15 protein-coding genes and 1 other annotated feature (1 of these 16 cut by a window edge) are annotated in these 18,179 nt (G+C 45.9%); of the genes, 10 read left to right on the top strand and 5 right to left on the bottom strand.

All coding sequences use genetic code 11. The annotated features are described in order from the left end of the window. Positions 1-38: a binding site (T-box leader), on the top strand; it begins 184 nt to the left of the window's first position. 50 nt (positions 39-88) lie between these two features. Then, on the top strand, positions 89-2,722 hold the full coding sequence (locus GJB59_RS06805; RefSeq protein WP_142827700.1) for a valine--tRNA ligase: 2,634 nt from the start codon (positions 89-91) through the stop codon (positions 2,720-2,722). 203 nt (positions 2,723-2,925) lie between these two features. On the opposite strand, the gene GJB59_RS06800 is transcribed toward GJB59_RS06805, so the two are convergent. Together GJB59_RS06800 and GJB59_RS06795 are read right to left on the bottom strand one after the other, a co-directional pair. After that, positions 2,926-3,723, bottom strand: coding sequence for an ATP-grasp domain-containing protein (locus tag GJB59_RS06800; protein ID WP_142827701.1), 798 nt, complete (start codon positions 3,721-3,723; stop codon positions 2,926-2,928). Next, positions 3,720-4,583 carry an ATP-grasp domain-containing protein gene (locus GJB59_RS06795; protein ID WP_142827702.1) on the bottom strand — a complete coding sequence of 288 codons (864 nt, stop codon included), beginning with the start codon at positions 4,581-4,583 and terminating at the stop codon, positions 3,720-3,722. Before GJB59_RS06795 ends, GJB59_RS06800 begins: the two co-directional genes overlap by 4 nt. 71 nt (positions 4,584-4,654) lie before the next feature. On the opposite strand from GJB59_RS06795, the gene GJB59_RS06790 reads away from it, so the two are divergent. Together GJB59_RS06790 and GJB59_RS06785 are read left to right on the top strand one after the other, a co-directional pair. Further along, complete coding sequence (locus tag GJB59_RS06790) at positions 4,655-5,842, top strand: bifunctional folylpolyglutamate synthase/dihydrofolate synthase (protein ID WP_142827703.1); 1,188 nt, start codon at positions 4,655-4,657, stop codon at positions 5,840-5,842. 49 nt (positions 5,843-5,891) lie between these two features. Then, a complete protein-coding gene (locus GJB59_RS06785; protein ID WP_185960032.1) occupies positions 5,892-7,595 on the top strand; it encodes a sensor domain-containing diguanylate cyclase in 1,704 nt (567 codons plus the stop codon). A 44-nt stretch (positions 7,596-7,639) separates the two neighbouring features. On the opposite strand, the gene GJB59_RS06780 is transcribed toward GJB59_RS06785, so the two are convergent. From GJB59_RS06780 to GJB59_RS06770, 3 genes are read right to left on the bottom strand one after another with little or no spacing between them, the layout of a single operon-like run. Continuing rightward, on the bottom strand, positions 7,640-9,439 hold the full coding sequence (locus tag GJB59_RS06780; protein ID WP_142827705.1) for a hypothetical protein: 1,800 nt from the start codon (positions 9,437-9,439) through the stop codon (positions 7,640-7,642). 57 nt (positions 9,440-9,496) lie between these two features. Further along, complete coding sequence (locus tag GJB59_RS06775) at positions 9,497-10,027, bottom strand: PulJ/GspJ family protein (RefSeq protein WP_185960033.1); 531 nt, start codon at positions 10,025-10,027, stop codon at positions 9,497-9,499. Beyond that, a complete protein-coding gene (locus GJB59_RS06770; protein WP_185960034.1) occupies positions 10,017-10,451 on the bottom strand; it encodes a type IV pilus modification PilV family protein in 435 nt (144 codons plus the stop codon). The genes GJB59_RS06775 and GJB59_RS06770 overlap by 11 nt, the downstream gene beginning before the upstream one ends. 315 nt (positions 10,452-10,766) lie before the next feature. Between GJB59_RS06770 and GJB59_RS06765 the strand changes: the two genes are divergently transcribed. From GJB59_RS06765 to pilM, 7 genes are all read left to right on the top strand, one after another. After that, positions 10,767-11,180 carry a hypothetical protein gene (locus GJB59_RS06765; protein ID WP_142827708.1) on the top strand — a complete coding sequence of 138 codons (414 nt, stop codon included), beginning with the start codon at positions 10,767-10,769 and terminating at the stop codon, positions 11,178-11,180. Beyond that, on the top strand, positions 11,173-12,693 hold the full coding sequence (locus tag GJB59_RS06760) for a VanW family protein (RefSeq protein WP_185960035.1): 1,521 nt from the start codon (positions 11,173-11,175) through the stop codon (positions 12,691-12,693). The genes GJB59_RS06765 and GJB59_RS06760 overlap by 8 nt, the downstream gene beginning before the upstream one ends. 22 nt (positions 12,694-12,715) lie before the next feature. Then, entirely contained in the window at positions 12,716-14,374 is a 1,659-nt protein-coding gene (locus GJB59_RS06755; RefSeq protein ID WP_185960036.1) for a GspE/PulE family protein, read from the top strand. Positions 14,375-14,377: 3 nt separating this feature from the next. Continuing rightward, positions 14,378-15,421 (top strand): type IV pilus twitching motility protein PilT, encoded by a 1,044-nt coding sequence (locus GJB59_RS06750; RefSeq protein ID WP_142827710.1) that lies wholly within the window; start codon positions 14,378-14,380, stop codon positions 15,419-15,421. A 1-nt stretch (position 15,422) separates the two neighbouring features. Continuing rightward, positions 15,423-16,634, top strand: a complete 1,212-nt coding sequence (locus tag GJB59_RS06745) for a type II secretion system F family protein (protein WP_142827711.1) — start codon at positions 15,423-15,425, stop codon at positions 16,632-16,634. 132 nt (positions 16,635-16,766) lie between these two features. Beyond that, entirely contained in the window at positions 16,767-17,213 is a 447-nt protein-coding gene (locus tag GJB59_RS06740) for a prepilin-type N-terminal cleavage/methylation domain-containing protein (protein WP_142827712.1), read from the top strand. Between the two features lie 24 nt (positions 17,214-17,237). Further along, entirely contained in the window at positions 17,238-18,176 is a 939-nt protein-coding gene (gene pilM / locus GJB59_RS06735) for a type IV pilus biogenesis protein PilM (protein WP_142827713.1), read from the top strand. Positions 18,177-18,179 lie beyond the last annotated feature (3 nt).

Here is an 18,179-nt window from a genome sequence, read left to right as displayed (position 1 = left end):
ATAAAGGTGGTACCGCGAAAAACTCCTTCGTCCTTTACAGACGATAGGAGTTTTTTGCGTTCTGCCAGAAACTAGAGGAGGAATTCCAATGACTGAACAAATGTCGACCAAGTACGATCCGCAATCGATTGAAAAAGGGCGTTACGATTGGTGGGTCAGCAACAAATTCTTCGAAGCGAAACCGGAAAGCGGCAAAACGCCATATACCATTGTGATTCCGCCGCCGAACGTGACCGGCAAGCTGCATTTGGGGCATGCCTGGGACACGACCTTGCAGGACATCATGACACGCATGAAGCGCATGCAGGGCTTTGATGCCTTATGGCTGCCAGGGATGGACCATGCCGGCATCGCGACGCAGGCAAAAGTGGAAGGCAAACTGAAAGAAGAAGGGCGTTCACGCTATGATTTGGGCCGTGAAGCATTCCTCGAAGAATCGTGGAAATGGAAAGACCAGTATGCGGGCCATATCCGTGAGCAATGGTCAAAACTGGGCCTTGGACTTGATTATTCCCGAGAACGCTTTACGTTGGAAGACGGCTTGTCAAAAGCGGTGCGCGAAGTTTTCGTGAAACTGTATGAGAAAAAGCTCATATACCGCGGCAAATATATCATCAACTGGGATCCGAATACCAAAACCGCCATTTCCGATATTGAAGTTATCTACAAAGACGTACAAGGTGCGTTTTACCATATGCGCTATCCGCTTGCAGACGGCAGCGGCCACATCGAAATCGCGACAACGCGCCCGGAAACGATGCTTGGCGATACCGCGGTTGCGGTTCACCCGAAAGACGAGCGCTACCAGCATTTGATCGGCAAAAAAGTCATCCTGCCGATCATCGGCCGCGAAATGGAAATTGTTGCGGACGATTACGTGGACATGGAATTCGGAAGCGGCGCTGTCAAGATTACACCGGCCCACGACCCGAACGACTTTGAAATCGGCAATCGCCACAACCTGGAACGCGTGCTGATCATGCACGAAGACGGTTCGATGAACGAGAACGCCGGCAAATACGAAGGGCTTGACCGGTTCGAATGCCGCAAGCAGATCATCAAAGACTTGCAGGACCTGGATGTTTTGTTCAAAATTGAAGAACATTTGCATTCAGTTGGCCATTCAGAACGCAGCGGGGCCGTTGTAGAACCTTACCTGTCCACACAGTGGTTCGTAGACATGAAACCTTTGGCTGCTGCTTCAGTGGAAGCACAAAAAGCCGATGCAGGTGTTAACTTCGTACCGGACCGTTTCGAGAAAACGTATTTGCACTGGATGGAAAACATCCGCGACTGGTGCATCTCGCGCCAGCTTTGGTGGGGGCATCAGATTCCTGCCTGGTACCATAACGAAACAGGTGAAATCTACGTTGGCCACGAAGCACCGGCTGACGCTGAAAACTGGACACAGGATGAAGACGTGTTGGATACATGGTTCTCATCTGCCCTATGGCCTTTCTCGACGCTTGGCTGGCCCGAAGAAAACGATGACCTGAGCCGCTACTATCCGACCGATGCGTTGGTTACAGGCTATGACATCATCAATTTCTGGGTATCACGGATGATTTTTCAGGCTCTTGAATTCACCGGTGAAAAGCCGTTTAAAGACGTATTGATCCACGGTCTTGTACGCGATGCGGAAGGACGCAAAATGTCCAAATCACTCGGCAACGGCGTCGATCCGATGGATGTCATATCTGAATACGGAGCGGATTCCCTGCGCTACTTCCTGGCAACCGCATCGTCTCCTGGACAGGACCTGCGCTACTCGAACGACAAAGTGGAGTCTGTGTGGAACTTTGCCAACAAAATCTGGAATGCTTCCCGTTTTGCGTTGATGAACATGGAAGGCATGACGTACGACCAAATCGATCTTTCCGGCAAGAAATCCGTAGCCGATTCATGGATCCTGACCCGTTTGAATGAAACCATCGAACAGGTGACAGAACTTGCAGAACGCTACGAATTCGGTGAAGTGGGACGCTCGCTTTACAACTTTATCTGGGATGATTTCTGTGACTGGTATATCGAAATGTCGAAACTGCCATTATACGGCGAAGATGAAGAAGCGAAGAAAATGACGCGTTCGGTTCTTGCGTATGTACTGGATAACACGATGCGATTGTTGCATCCGTTCATGCCGTTCATCACGGAAGAAATTTGGCAGAACTTGCCGCACCAAGGCGAATCGATCACCATTGCGGCATGGCCGACAGTGGATGATTCCCTGACGGACCAAAGCCAGTCTTCGAGCATGAAGCTGTTGATGGATGTTATCCGTTCGGTGCGGACCATCCGTTCAGAAGTGCAGTCGCCGATGAGCAAAAAAGTGCCATTGACGATCTCGGCAAAAGATGCCAACACGCACGCCGTACTTGAAGCGAATGCAGCGTACATTGAACGTTTCTGCAACCCGGAAACGTTGACGATCGGCCAAAACATCGAAGCTCCAGAAAAATCGATGTCAGCTGTTGTTTCCGGTGCGGAGTTGTTCATGCCGCTTGAAGGCTTGATCGATATCGATGCAGAGCTTGCACGTCTGAATAAAGAACTGGAAAAATGGGCGAAAGAAGTGAAGCTCGTCAGCGGCAAGTTGTCGAACGAACGCTTTGTTTCCAAAGCACCTGAAGCAGTTGTTGCAGAAGAACGTGCGAAGCAAGCCGATTACGTGGAAAAACACGCAACGGTTGAAAAACGCATTGTAGAATTGCAGAATCTGTAAGATGAAAAAACCGCTTTCCCTTTTGGGGAGAGCGGTTTTTGCGTTTTTATAGGGATGTGAAGAACATGGACTTGCTTCGGATTTACATGTTTCTTAGCGACGGAGCGTCCACGGGCTGGGCGAAGCAGGAAGACTGGCGTTCTTTGCCTGGCTTCTTGCGGAGCCATTCCCAAAGCGGCCGGAGCGGTTTGGAAAAGATAAAACTACTTTGGGCCTTCTTCCTGCCGGAATGGTCCATGTTTTTCCAGCTTACGTATATGTTCCACCAGCAATTCTGCAATATTTTCATCGTGCGTTTCATAGAACGAACGTGCTCCGACGGGATCTTCGATTTCATTGAACAGGTGGCGTCCATCTCCCAGCAGCAAAAAGTCGATGCCGATATAGTCGCTGTTTAAAGCACGCGCAATCCGTAGGACATCCTTTTCCTGGACGGCAGTAAGAGTAAACTTCTCGATAGCTCCACCGAGTGAATAATTAGCTTTGAACGATTGGCCGGAGCTGCGCTTGACGGCACCGACAACTTCTGTGCCAATGACGTAGGCTCGGACATCGGCCAAATGCTCGACCACCGGCTGGAAAATCAACGGGGAAGAGGCTTCTGGAAGTTCTTCAGTGGAATCCATAAGCCACACCTCAGACCCGCCATGTCCGTCTGTGGTTTTGGCGATGCACGGAAATTCCAGTGCTTCCCGGTAGGTCGGAACAGTTGGAACACCCAGCAGCAGGAACAACTGGTAACATTGCCATTTGTCGTTGGCGATGCGGTTTACTTCTGCCCGGTTCACTAAGCAGATCCCGTGGTCTTCCAAGAAGCGGGCTGCTGCGGGACGGCGTACACGGAAAAGCACGGTGTCATCGTGCAACTTATCCACAAGCATTGCCAGTCCATCTTCACTCCAGTCATCCCACGATACCAGTGCAGCATCTCCAAAGCGCTCGAGCTCATCTATAAAACCTTGGTTTCGTTTAGCGTCATCCGTTTCATAAAGAAGTTTCATCCTAAGTCCTCCAATATATAAGCAATCATGGCGTCTGCGACATTGATGCCTGTGACATTGAGGATATTGCGGATGTGTGCGGCGGCATTTACTTCGCACACTAAAGGCTGTTCATTTTCGCCAAACAGCAAATCGACTCCGGCGAACGTCGCACCAACTGCATGCGCTGCCGCCAATGCCATTTCTTTTTGGGCAGCGGTCAGCTCAATGGGAGAAGCTACGCCGCCATTGGTAATATTGGCACGAAAATCAGTCTCGGAATGGCGGTACATGGCTGCAACGATCCGTCCACCGACAATGTTGACGCGAATGTCGCGGCCGCGGCTCGATGCAACGAATTCCTGAAAGACAAAATCGATGCCTCTCAAGCTGTCGACTTTCTCGTAAAACTGTTCTTCAGTTTCAATCAAATACACTTTCATGCCAAACGAGCCGTGGCCCTCTTTGATGACCATCGGCAGCCCAAGGCGATCGATGACCTCTTCAAAATAGCCGGAATCCAGTATAGAGAAATTCGGATAGACTTTCGGTGCAACGATGGTCCGCGGCATCGGCAACTGTCGCGCGGCGAGCTGGACATATTGGGTGGCTTTGTTGTCGCATAAATCAATGACGGCGGGATCGTTGTAAATCGGAACGCCACGGCTTTTCAAAAAATATCCAAGCAATATATCTTTATCCAATAAAATTGCAAAATCGGGTATACTTAAGTTAACTGATAAATCCATTATGGTTTCGTAATTCTTCATGATCTTTACAGCGATGCCTGCTCGGTCGGCTGCTTCGGCCACAAGCCTGGCTTGGTCTGCAAACTTATCGGAAACTAGGCTTCCGTTGTAAATAACCCAACAACTCGTCATATCCATTCCACCTTCGTGCTATAATCATACTCAAAAAGTGTATCATGTTTACTGCGGAAAAGAGGCTTCTTATGATAATCGGACTTGAACAATATAAGAACAAATGGAATATACATACAGACTCTGCCATTCTGCCTGGCTTGGATGCCATCACCGCTGCATTGGAAGAACTCGGAAATCCCCACCAAACGGGCACGTTCATCCATCTGGCAGGCACCAATGGCAAAGGCTCTACCGCGGCTTTTCTTTCGGCTATCCTGCAAGCGCATGGCCGCAGCGTCGGCAATTTCTATTCGCCATGCATCCAGGATCTTCATGATCAGATTCAGATCAACGGCACGCCTGTCAGTTCAGAGGAACTTGGCTGGGCCATGCAAAAATTGAGTGTAGTGAAGACCCCTTTAACCGATTTCGAGCTTTTGACTGCAGCGGCATTTGTCATTTTCCGAAAGCAAGCCCCTGATTTTGCCATCATTGAAGCGGGCATGGGAGGGATGCTTGACAGCACCAACGTCATCGATCCAGAGATTGCCATCATTCCTTCCATCTCCATCGATCATACTAATTTCTTAGGAAATACAATAGAAGAAATCGCTCGCCATAAAGCTGGAATCATAAAAAAATGGAAGCCGGTCGTTGTCGGCGATCTTCCAAAAGAAGCGATGAACATTGTTCGGGAAAAAGCAGACCGTCTCCACTCGGAAGTGATCGAGCCAAGCAAATTGGCAGATGTACGTTTAGGATTGAAAGGACCGCATCAGCAAAAGAATGCTGCACTTGCACTCGAAGCCTCCAAGGAATTGCTTGGCCTGGAGTTTGATGAAGAAAAAGCGCAGCTTGGCTTGTCATCGACCACGCTTGCTTACCGGTTTGAAAAGATCTTGCCGGGGGTTATTTTTGACGGGGCACACAACAAAGCAAGCATCGATGCACTCGTGGAAACAGTAAAAGAAACATTACCCGGCCGTCCCATTCACATTGTCATGGGAATCTTTAAAGATAAGGACTATGTGTATGCCCTGCGCCAACTCGAAACGATCAGCGATCATTTCACTTTTATCAATTTTGAAAATGAACGCGCGTTGCCGGCCAAAACTTTATTTGAAGAAAGTAGAAGTAAAAGAAAGACAATTACAAATTTATATGATATATTACCTGTAAATGACAGAAAAGAAGAGACTATAGTCACGGGTTCACTTTTTCTCTTGGCAGTCCTTAGAAACTATACGGATTCATTTTTTCAATATTATCAATGCTAAATACAGTTAGTAAAAAATGGATTTAGTTCGTCTAGAAAGGGAAGATGTCATGGGGAAGAAATTTACTCGCAAAACGATTCTTTGGAGCTTATGGACTCTGATTGTTCCAGCAGGCTTAGTGGTTGTCTATAATTTTTTCCCGCCATCTGTAGCAGATCCATGGAACTTAATGGCCTACATTTTGTTTTTTGTTTTAATGAGCCTGATGCCGATGAACATCAACGGCGCTTCGACGTTTTTGGTGCAATGGGTAACCGTGGCACTGTTCTTGAAATATGGCATTTTTATCGAGATGCTGGTTTCTCAATTGAGCATGTTCATTGTGCTGTACCGTAGCCGAACGAATGAAGCGCAATCGCTGCGGATTCCTTTCAACTCATTAATGTTTTTCCTTATTTCTTTAATCGCAGGTCTCGCGTTTGTGGCGGCTGGCGGTCAAATCGGCTCTTTGGAACTGTCTCATGTAATTTTATATGGATTGGTTTTCCAAGTAGTGTCGCTCTTGAGCAATCAAATCATTTTCCAAGTTTATGATCGGATCAGCGGCAACCACAGCAAATTTTTTTCGATCGATGCCATTTGGGATTTTGTCCTGATGCTGGTGATCTTCCCATATGCCATCGCGATGTACATTTTTGAATCGTATATCGGTGTTGCAGCTCTTGTCCTGCTGGGTGTTCCGTTTTTCATCATGACTGCTGTGCTGAAGATGTATAATAACTCCGAGCAGGTCAACATCGATTTGAAAAAGGCTGGGGCAATCGGACACCAGCTTGCCACACGGCTGGAGACCGAAGAAGTGCTCGATCAGTTTGTTGTGCAGGTCGCTAAAATGTTCAAAGTCGAATATGCCTATGTAATCGATTACAGGGACGACCTGCAGCAAATGCTGCGCATCTATGAAAACAATAAATTGCAGCCTCGTGAAATCAAATCGATCCCTTATAATAAAGGGATCGCTGGAAAAGTAATCATCACCAACGACTCTTATATTTACGATGTAAAAAGCCAGTGGCAGGATTTGATCACCGGCAATCTTCCGAAAGACACAGAAAGCCTAATGGCTACACCTATTGCCCGCAACAATAAGACAGAAGGGGTTTTGGTGCTGGCATCGAAAAAGAAATACGCCTTCGCCAAACACCAGCTGCAGATTCTGGAAATTCTCAGTACTTATTTCGCAGTGTCGCTGGAAAAGGCCGGCTATATGCAAAAGGTCATCGCGAAAAGCGAACGCTGCGGATTGACCAAACTATACAATTACCGCTATTTGGATGAAAGTCTGGAGAGTTGCATTAAAGAAATGAATGAAGGGCGTCTGAAGCAATTGTCGCTCATTATGATGGACATCGATCATTTCAAGAGCATCAATGACCGTTACGGACATCAAAGCGGCAACGACATCCTCGTTCAGCTGGCGGATATTTTAAGAGAAGAAATTGGCGGCGAAGGAACCATCGCCCGTTATGGCGGTGAAGAGTTCGTCGTACTGCTGACAAATTACAGCAAAGATTTGGCCATGCTGCTGGCTGAAAACCTGCGCAAGCGCATCGAAAAACATGAGTTCCTGATCGAAAGCGATCTTGCCGCAGATCGGGAGCAGCAAATTGTCCACATCACCTTAAGCATCGGGGTATCAACAGCACCGGACGACAGCGATGAAGGCATGTCGCTGATCCGCAATGCCGACCGTGCTTTGTATATCGGAGCGAAACAGGCTGGACGGAATAAAGTTGCGGCATATGTGAAATGAAAAGAGTCAGTGGACAAGGCGTTTGCCTTGTCCACTGACTCTTTTTAATAATCCCGTTCTTTTTCAGTTGGTGGATCAACGGTATAAATGACCGGTTCCTGCTGTTTTAAATCTGAATAGGTGGAGATGATTTCTGAGTCGTAAACGACTTGAAGGCGGGAATTACGTTTATTCTGTTCAGCGATACCTTCGAAGTAATCGTTTCTGTTGGGTATTCTGTATGCACCAGCAAAATTACTGTCCTTTGCACGGCCCCGTATAGCGTTTAACACAATTTTTCGTGCAGAAATTCCTCCATCAATTTTCATATTTGAACCAACTCCAAACATTTCGAAATCTTGTTCGGAGTAAAAGAAGCCTTTGATATAACTCGGATCATCATAGTTGACTGAGTTGTTAGAAATTTTTATATTGCCTTTTGAAAGAACAATTAGAGAACCTTGCTTCTTATTCGGCAAAGCTTTTCCGTTAACTCGTGAGTGCGATATATTTACTGCACCATTGACATAAATTAAGGCATTGCTTCGGAGATCTGCACCTTGGATATTTAGATCTCCATTTACATATATTGGACCATCCAGTGTTACTGAAGAATATTGATTGACATCATAAGATGTACTATTGTTTCCGATGGACAGATTACCGTCAACATATAGTCCATTAGTAAATTTTATATCAGTTCCAGCCATAACAATATTTCCTTTTGTAGAAAATTGTTTAAATGTATTTGTACCAGTAAACGTGAAAGTCCCACTTTCGTTATAATAGTTTCTTTCTTCCCATTCTCTGCAACTACTCCAAGAATATCTTACACAATAATAATCACTATATTGATAGACTGGAAAAACTTTTGCATTTGTATACGATTGATTATTTATTACTCTGTTTGAATTTGTGGCTAAAGTAGTTACTCCATTAGTGGTTCTCTGATATTCAAAGCTCTGCTTTTGCTCTGTAATTCCAATTGGACTTTGAACAGGCTCTCTCGACACCAAAGTCGGAGCATAACCAGATCTAAATAAGTCGGAGATATTCGTTCTCAAGCTGTAAGGAGAGGTAGAAAAGTTTGATCTTTCGATATGATTTGCATAACTGGAAGCTGTATTAAAAGTGTAAGAATTTTTCCCTAAGAATAATCTTGCTGTCTTTGCTCCTTCTAATGGAAGGGCGGAGGGGGCCAAGCTTGGAATCCAACGATCTGCTCCTAAAAGTGCGTATCCATTAGTACTGGTTACAATATTGCCATCAACTTTTAAGTCACCTTTAATCTCAACGCCCCCGTGCATCAGAAGGTTGCCTTCTCCGTTCTGAAGTCCGTCGGCTGTGTTAATGTTTGTTCCAATAGCGTAGCGTAAAGCTTCTGGTGCTGTAGCAGCACCAATTTCAATCTTGCTTAACATCTCTCTATTAGCATCACCAGCTGTTCCGATGCTTTTAAAGGTTACCAGTTTTTTTAACGGATTCGCTTGATCGTCACTGTCTACAGTATCGACATAGGATTCAATGCAAGCTTTGTAGGTTCCTGTTTCACCTTTGATTGGAATGCTTGAACCCTCTGTACACATATATTTGTTTAAAATTTGTTCCAACTGAAGAATAAATTCAGTTCTTGGTCGGCCATTATCACCTAAAAAAGTAACAAGTTCAGCATTTACTTGAGTAGTGACTAAGTCGATCCCTTTTTGCGACAAATCGGAAGAACGAGTAATGTCTTGACGGACTTCGTTTTTAGCGGCGCCATTACTTGTCAGCATAAGAAGACTTGCTCCAAGAATAGTGAAAATGACGATCAGCCCAAGTGTTAATAGAAGAGCATAGCCGTGCTGGTTTTTTAACTGATTCAAATGGATTCCCTCCAATTCGCAAAAATAAATTAGTAAATCATGTTAAAAAGAAAAGAATCAATTATCAATAACTACGATTGTGTTGATAAATTCCTTTTGAAATTTTGTTTGTCGCTTCGTAGTTTCTAAAATGAAGGAGACCGTGTACGCTATTCCATCTGTTGAAGTAATATTGGATTTTAATACTTCAGAAGAACTTCCTGTGCATGTTGAACCAATTAGCTTAACACTTTCATTGTAAAACTGAACAGGTTGGTTTTTAACAATTGTTTGTTTGTTTTTGAAACCAGTTTCGTATATAGGTTCCCCTTCTTTTGAAACTCTTACATATGATTCAACCAAACCATTATTACAAGTTTGAACTAATTGTAGTTCTGACCTTTTAGCAACAAATAAATCAGAAATTAGGCTAGCCATGATTAAATCTGCTTCGTCTCTTAATTCGGTTTCAACTTTAATTCGTTGGTAATTCGAGTACCCTTGAAAAAGCACAGTGTAAGAAAGTGCAGCTATAATGCTCACGAGCACTATGGTTGCCAGCAATTCTACCAAAGTGATTCCCTTCTCATTAGAAAGTTTACTTTTCATAAGAAACATATCCTTCCACTGAACTTGAAACTTTTGTATCAGGTGATTTAACCGTAACCACAGTACTTAACAATAAAAGACTTTTTTCGTTTAAATCCTGTTTTATTTGTAAGGTAACTGAGTAAGATTTTCCATTAATAGGAGGAGGTGCTGGACTTACTGTTATAGTTGCACATTTTTTTGCTGTTTCGGGTGGAGGACAATTCACCATTGTTGGAGGGAGTTTCCCAATAAATTCTGTAGGATTAATTTTTACACGCTCCAAATAAGCATCAGCCAAATTAATAATGACTAGTTTTTCGCTATTGTTAACGGCTATACGATTAGTATTCGCAAAAACAGCCATGAAACTCATTAATACAATAGATAGTATTACCAATGCAGCAAGTACTTCTACTAGTGTAAAACCTCTTTCGTTCTTCATAAAACACCTCATCGTTTCTCTCATCTACTTGTGTAAAAAGTAACAAAAAAGTTCCTCTAAATTTAAATATACTGTTATATATACCACTTTCTTAATATTGTGCCTAGATTTTTTTATAAAATATTTACTTTTAAATAAGGAATAAGTATTAATATTTATTTTCAGTATACGCTATTATTTATACCACTTATCTTGTATTATAGCTATATCAGATGGGTTACTTTAACCAATTCTATTACTTTAATTTCCATTTTATAGGGAATAGTAAATTGAGAAGTTTAATGGAAAGTAATTCATCATACAGGGGGAATTTTAATGATCCGCATATTAATATTCATCATACTCGCGGCTGTGGTTTTGCCGCTGGCTTATATGCTCTTTAAACAAGTGCCGCTTGCCAAGCGGATGACCATTGCAGGCGGCGGATTAGCTGCTGCGGCTGCCGCATTGCTAATGCAAGGAACCTATGCCTGGTATATGGTGGCTTTGGCACTTCTTGGCGTATCATTTCTGGCAGCGTTCGTCTACATGAAGCTGATTGAGAGAGAGCAAAAGGAAAAACAGCGTCTGGCGGAAGAACGCCGGGAGCAAAAGCAACAAAAAACAAAAACGTATTTAGCTACACCAGAAACAGAAGAAGCACCAGCAGTTTCAGAGCCGGCACAAAAACCAAAACCGTTCGGCATGCAGTCGATTGATGCTGAGCGAGAGGAGATTACCCGTGGATAATAAATTATTTGGAATGGCCTTTGCGGCCATATTCGGCATAGCGGTTTTTGTCTTTGGAGCGGCAAATGCCGGCGCCTACGCTGTAGACAACTGGCTGTTTCCTACTGAAGAATTCGGCGACAACACCTATATCGGCACGACCGATGTTTCCAATATGGAAGTGGAATCGGCGACAATGATGTTCGCTGGCCAGTCGGAAACGTGGCGCGCAAATGCGGAACTCCATGTCACTTACCAGGATGCAACGGAAATCTACCCGCTTGAAAATGCTGAAGTTTTGGTGGATGAAACGGTCAGAAATGCCGAAACGGGAGCACAAAATAGCTTTATCTTCAGGCTCTCTCCGGACACGACACGATCGTTTTTAGCTGAATATTTCCCGGTGGCCGATTTTTCTGAAGCGGATGTCGAAGCAATTAATGGGAAATTAGAAACAGCACTTCAAGGTGGACAAACAAAAACGCAAGTGTCAATCAGCGACGACAGCCTGAGCCTCGATCGTGAAAAAGTGGCGGATGTTGTATTCCCGACCACATTTTCAAGCATCGGCAGTTCAACGGTCATTGATGCCTTGAACGGTGTTCAACTGGCGGCGGGTGCCCAATTTTCGTTTCTTGAGTTTATTGCTCAACTTGCAGTGACGGATGTCAGCGACGAGGAATTGACGCAAATTGCTTCCGCCATTTATGGCGCACTGCTCCAAACCAATTACCTGGTGGATGAGCGCAGCATCGGTTCGCAAGTGCCCGCATCTATTCCACTCGGCCAGGAAGCGGCGATCAACCGGCAGCTTGGGATCGACCTAGTTTTCACGAACCCGAATGACAGTTCATTTACCTTAAACCTGACAAAGGCGAGCGATTCTTTGAACGCGTCGATTACAGGTTATCCATTCGTATATTCGTATGCGATCGACTTGGCCGAACAAACGGATATCCAACCGCGCTTGATCAAGCAATACAGTGCATTTGTGACGAGCGGCAACCAAGTTGACGAAATCGGGGTGTCCGGAACACGCCTGAATGTTACCCGCACCATTTACGATGGAAATGAAACTGTGGAAGTCGAAACGGTATCAAACGATTTTTATCCGCCAATCCATCGCGTTGAAGTTTACCCGTTAGCTCAGCCAGCAGCCCCGGAAGCAACAGTTCCGGTTGCGGGTGAACCTGGATTTATCGACGTCAACGGCGACGGCATCCATGACGGCACTACGACTGTCCCGACAACTGGACAGCCTGGATTTGTGGATGCAGACGGGGATGGTGTCCATGACGGAACAGTAGCTCCTCCAACAGCCGGCCAGCCGGGATTTGTTGATGACAATGGCGACGGCATCCATGATGGAACGACTGCAACGCCAACTATCCCGACAGTCGGCCAACCCGGATTTATTGATGAAAATGAAGACGGCATCCATGATGTACCCGCAGCCACGGATCCGTCCGAAGAGCAAAATCCAATAGACGAAGCGCCTGAATACGACAAAGGCGGAAACCTGATTACAGACTAAGCTTAAGAGAGGAGAGGTCGAAATGGCGATTGTCAGAAGAAGGTTAGGCGATATATTGGTTGAACAGGGATTATTGACTCAAGCGGAGTTGCAGGAAACGCTGAAGGACAAGCAAAACGATCAAAAGCTGGGTGATGCCCTGCTGCAGCGAGGCATCATCACCGAACAACAATTGATCGAGACGCTGGAAGTCCAGCTTGGCATCCCGCATGTATCGCTGTTCCGCTATCCGTTCGATCCGATGCTGTTCAACGTGGTACCCAAGGAATTTGCCAAGCGCAAACTATTGGTGCCGCTTAAAACGGAAGGCGACCGGCTGTTTATTGCCATGACCGACCCGACGGATTTTATCACCATTGACGATCTTAGGCTGACGACCGGCTTCCAGATCGAGCCGACAATCGCTTCCAAAGAAGACATTATTCGAACCATTGCCAAATATTATGACGAAGAATCGTTTGACGAACTATTGGAGGATATGCCGCAGGCGGCAGAAGAACAGCAAAAAGAGCTGAACGATCTGGATGCACCAATCGTACGGCTGGTCAACCAGATCCTTTCGAATGCCGTTTCCCAAAAAGCCAGTGATGTCCATTTTGATCCGCAGGAAAACCGCGTCCTCGTGCGTTACCGAATTGACGGAACGCTGCGCACTGAGCGGGTTCTTCCAAAGAACATGCAACAGATGATTACTGCGCGCATTAAGATTTTGGCGAATTTGGATATAACCGAAAATCGCATTCCACAGGATGGTCGGATCAAAACGACAGTCGACTTCCGTGCAATCGATTTGCGCGTATCATCATTGCCGACTGTTTTCGGTGAAAAAATCGTTATGCGGATTTTGGACTTGAGCCAAAACCTAACGGATATATCAAAGCTCGGCTTTAACGACCTGAACATGGAGCGCTTTATGCACGAAATAGACAAACCAAACGGCATTATCCTTATCTCAGGTCCGACAGGTTCCGGTAAATCATCGACGCTCTATGCGGCGCTGAACAAGCTCAATTCAGAAGAAGTCAATATTATCACGGTCGAAGATCCTGTTGAGTATCAATTGGAAGGCATTAACCAGATACAGGTGAACGCCAATGTCGGCTTGACGTTTGCGGCCGGTTTGCGGTCTATCTTGCGGCAAGATCCGGACATTGTCATGGTTGGGGAGATCCGCGACAAAGAAACGGCAGACATTTCCATCCGGGCTTCGTTGACCGGGCATTTGGTACTGAGTACGATTCACACCAATGATTCGATCGCTTCGATTACCCGTCTGATGGATATGGGCATCGAGCCGTTTCTCGTGACTGCTTCACTTAACGCAGTTGTGGCACAGCGCCTCATCCGCCGCGTCTGCCGGGATTGCCGGGAAATCCAGCCGGCCACCGTACGGGAACAAGCGATTTTTGCTAAACGCGGTATTACGGTCGAAACGATTGCCCGCGGCAAAGGCTGTCCGCAATGCAATATGAGCGGTTATAAAGGCCGGATGGCGATACACGAAGTGCTGGTGGTGGACGATGCCATCAAAGACATCATCAATCGCGGCGGCACTGCAGCGGAAATTCGTGAAATCGCCGTCCGGAATAAAACCATCTTCCTTATTGACGACGGTTTACTAAAAGTGAAGGAGGGCATGACAACGACGGAAGAAGTACTTCGCGTTGCCATGACAGACTAGCCTATGCCTACTACAACATTCATTGACTATGTATTGACCGAAGCCAAGGAACGCAATGTTTCCGATATCCACATGACAACCGGCATTCCTCCAATTTTCCGAATGAACGGAACGTTGATCCAGTTTGGCGACAAAAAACTGATGCCGGACGACACGATGGCGATTGCCAAGGCATTGATGCCCGAATCGTTATGGGACATGTTTCTTGAAAAAGGCGAGATGGATTATTCTTACTCGATCGCTGGCGTAGCGCGTTACCGGGTCAATTCTTTTCATCAGCGCGGCTCGATTTCGCACGCTTTTAGAACCATTCCATCCCGGATTCCCACAATTGACGACCTGCAAATGCCGGATACGTTAAAAAAGTTGGCGGATACCCACCAGGGATTGATCCTCGTGACCGGTCCGACCGGTTCCGGCAAGTCAACAACACTTGCCGCCATGATCCGATATATGAATGAGCACATGACCAAGCATATTATCACACTCGAAGATCCGATCGAGTATATGCACAGACATGGTACATCAGTCATTGATCAGCGCGAAGTCGGTTTTGACACGAACTCATTCGCAAATGGTTTGCGTGCCGCACTGCGGCAGGATCCAGATGTGATTTTGGTCGGTGAGATGCGGGATTTGGAAACAATCACTACCGCCATTACCGCTGCAGAAACCGGCCACTTGGTAATGGGAACGCTGCATACTTCGAGTGCCGCATCGACCATCGAGCGGATCATCGACGTATTCCCGCACGAACAGCATGCCCAGATCCGGACGCAGCTCGGCGGCATCATTAAAGCGGTCATTTCCCAGCGTCTGTTGCCGACCGCGGACGGCAAAGGACGAGTAGCGGCGACTGAAATCATGATTTCAAATCCGGCCATCGCCAACTTGATCCGTTCCGAAAAAGTCCATCAAATTCCGAACGTTATTTTGACCAACCGTGCGTCTGGCATGCACATGATGGAAACGTCTGTGCAGGAGTTGTTGAAAAAAGGCAAGATCACAAGGGAAATCGCGCAACCTTACCTGAAGGGGGCGGAATAACGTGGCCCGCTATAAATACGAAGGCCGTGACCGCAAAAAAATCCGAAGCGGCATTGCCGTTGCCAACAGCCGGAGGGAAGCGGTGGGGAAACTGCGTGATGAAGGAATTCGCGTCATTGACATCCGTGAAATGCCGACGACTACGTTACAAAAAGACATTTCGTTCGGCAACCCGGTCAAACGCGACCAATTTATCATGTTCCTACGCCAATTTTCGACTCTTATGCGTGCCGGAGTAACCATTGTCGACTCGATTCACATCCTGTCGCAGCAGGTCGAATCCAAAGCGCTGCAGAAAACTTTAACGGAGGTTGCGGAAGAACTTAGAAAAGGGAATTCCTTGTCTGACTCATTGGCGAAATACCCGAAAATCTTTGAGCCGTTAACCATTAACTTGGTAAAGGCGGGGGAAATGTCCGGGAATATCGACGATTCGTTGGAAAGTTTAGCTACGCATTACGACAAAGCTTACCAGACAAAACAAAAAGTGGTGTCGGCGATGTCGTATCCGGTTGTTGTTGGCATCTTGGCAATCGGTGTTGTTATTTTCCTGCTTTCTTCCATCGTGCCGATGTTCGCCGATATGTTCGAAGGCTTTGGCGGCGAATTGCCGATGATCACACAGATAGTCATGGCAGCATCTGACTTCGTTATGGGGTATTGGTATTTGCTGGTGATGGGTGCGCTTGCGATTTTCGCAGTCATTTGGCTGATGCGCAAAAACCCGAGGGGCAATATGATCCTGGACACGCTGCTCTTGAAAATTCCGATTTTCGGCAAGATCCTCCAGAAGTCGGCACTTGCTCGCCTGACCAGAACGTTGAGCTCACTGTTCTCCAGCTCGGTGCCGATTTTGCAATGCTTGACGATGACTGAAAAAGTTGTCGGTAACGCTGTCATGTCGAAAGTCATCCTGTCGTCACGCGACTCGCTTGAACGTGGCGGATCGTTGACAGAACCGATGCGCAAGCACTGGGCATTTCCACCGCTCATTCCCCATATGATTTCTATCGGGGAACAAACCGGTTCACTCGACCACATGCTCAGCAAAGTAGCCGAATTCTACGAGAAAGAAGTAGAAGCCGAGACCGATCGGTTGAAAGCGCTGATCGAACCGTTGATGATCGTATTCCTTGCTGCATTAGTCGGGACTATAGTGCTAGCTATTATGATGCCGATGTTTGAGATGTTCCAGAATGTAGACAATTTGTAGTAATTTTCGCGTTTTCTCTTTAAAATATTTTGTAAAAAAACAAGAAAAGGCTATTGCTATAATTGGTACTATTGTTATAATTGAGCTGTACTCAAAGTATGATTTAAAAGTAAAAAAATAGGAGGAATAAAAATGAAAAAATACTTACAGAAGAAACTGAACAACGAAAAAGGTATGACGCTAATTGAACTTTTAGCTGTTATTGTAATTATCGCAATTATCGCTGCGATTGCTATTCCGGCGATTGGGAATGTTATTGAAAATAGCCGAGTTGGAGCTATTAAATCAGATGCTTTAAGTGCTATTTCTGCAGCTAACTTATATTATGCTGACAATCCTACAGTAACGGCCCCAGTGCCATTATCTACTCTTGATGGAGATTACATGGATGATTTAGGTTCCCTTACTGCGACTTCTACAGTTACTGCAGAAGGAGTTTTTGATGGTGCAGGTACAGTTTCTGGAGTTACATTAACATTTAATGACGCAGATAAAACACTCATTAATTCTTTAGCCAATAATACTGCAAACACTGAAGGTGTTGGAAATGCGACGAATGGTATCGTTGTAACAAGATAACTATTTTATTTAGGAGCTGAAAACATGGCCTTATCGTTTTTATCGAGAAAAGCACGCGTCGTCACGATTACAATAGAAGAAGACGCGATCCGTCATGTCGACTTGAAATCCTCTTTGCCGATAGAGCTGAATTGCGCGGAAGAAAATTTTCTTCCCGCAGGCATCATCGAAGAGGGCAAGATCGTCGATGCGGTGGCGCTGGCCTCGGAACTCGATAAGGTTGTCAATCAGTGGGGTCTCTCTAAGAAGTCAGTCCGCTTCCTCGCCCCTGACGAATTCGTTATTATCCGCAAAGTACCTTACCCCGAAGATGTTGAAGCCGATGAATTGAAAGGCCATTTTTTCATTGAAATTGGTTCGACGCTTTACTTGCCCTTTGAAGATCCCGTCTTTGATGTGGTGCCGTACCATCCGGAAGAAGAACAGCCGGAAGCGATCATCATCGCCTCCAAGGAATCGGTCATGAAGTCCTATGAAGACGTGTTTGACCAGGTAAAGCTTAAAGCGATTGTTGCTGACATCACGCCGCTCGCCCTTTACCGTTTAGGCTATTTGCAGCACGATTTTCAGGAAGACGAGCACATCATGCTGATCGATTTGCAGTCAAAGAAGATGACCGTATCGATATTCCATGAGCATTTCCCAATGTTCATGCGGCCGATTGACCTGGAAGTTGAAGATCCGTTTTCGGCAGATCGTTCCGCCGTCATGCAGACGATTGAAATCGAAGCCGAAAAATTGGCCAACTTCTACCGCTACAATATGAACAGTGGGGAAGATGGCATTACGAAAGTTATCTGCAATGGTGAATTCTACGACTGGTCCACTTTCCAGCAAAGCCTGGAAATGCGGTTCCAAATTCCAGTACTGCCGCTCGTTATTGACGTGATTCCATGCGGCGACGAAAAAGATGTTTCAAGACGCTTTAACCGGGCCATCGGTCTCGCGCTGAAAGAGGTGTAAGGT

The sequence above is a fragment of the Planococcus soli genome, assembly GCF_016881065.1.
Classification (GTDB): Bacteria; Bacillota; Bacilli; order Bacillales_A; family Planococcaceae; genus Planococcus; species Planococcus soli.
Note: the sequence above shows the minus strand (reverse complement) of the source record. Positions and strands in the feature narration are given on the sequence as shown.

Excerpts from the sequence above, each read along its gene's own strand:
- GJB59_RS06805 (WP_142827700.1), top strand. The coding sequence starts at position 89 with ATGACTGAACAAATGTCGACCAAGTACGATCCGCAATCGATTGAAAAA.
- GJB59_RS06800 (WP_142827701.1), bottom strand. The coding sequence starts at position 3,723 with ATGAAACTTCTTTATGAAACGGATGACGCTAAACGAAACCAAGGTTTT.
- GJB59_RS06795 (WP_142827702.1), bottom strand. The coding sequence starts at position 4,583 with ATGACGAGTTGTTGGGTTATTTACAACGGAAGCCTAGTTTCCGATAAG.
- GJB59_RS06790 (WP_142827703.1), top strand. The coding sequence starts at position 4,655 with ATGATAATCGGACTTGAACAATATAAGAACAAATGGAATATACATACA.
- GJB59_RS06785 (WP_185960032.1), top strand. The coding sequence starts at position 5,892 with ATGGGGAAGAAATTTACTCGCAAAACGATTCTTTGGAGCTTATGGACT.
- GJB59_RS06775 (WP_185960033.1), bottom strand. The coding sequence starts at position 10,027 with ATGAAAAGTAAACTTTCTAATGAGAAGGGAATCACTTTGGTAGAATTG.
- GJB59_RS06770 (WP_185960034.1), bottom strand. The coding sequence starts at position 10,451 with ATGAAGAACGAAAGAGGTTTTACACTAGTAGAAGTACTTGCTGCATTG.
- GJB59_RS06765 (WP_142827708.1), top strand. The coding sequence starts at position 10,767 with ATGATCCGCATATTAATATTCATCATACTCGCGGCTGTGGTTTTGCCG.
- GJB59_RS06755 (WP_185960036.1), top strand. The coding sequence starts at position 12,716 with ATGGCGATTGTCAGAAGAAGGTTAGGCGATATATTGGTTGAACAGGGA.
- GJB59_RS06750 (WP_142827710.1), top strand. The coding sequence starts at position 14,378 with ATGCCTACTACAACATTCATTGACTATGTATTGACCGAAGCCAAGGAA.
- GJB59_RS06740 (WP_142827712.1), top strand. The coding sequence starts at position 16,767 with ATGAAAAAATACTTACAGAAGAAACTGAACAACGAAAAAGGTATGACG.
- pilM (WP_142827713.1), top strand. The coding sequence starts at position 17,238 with ATGGCCTTATCGTTTTTATCGAGAAAAGCACGCGTCGTCACGATTACA.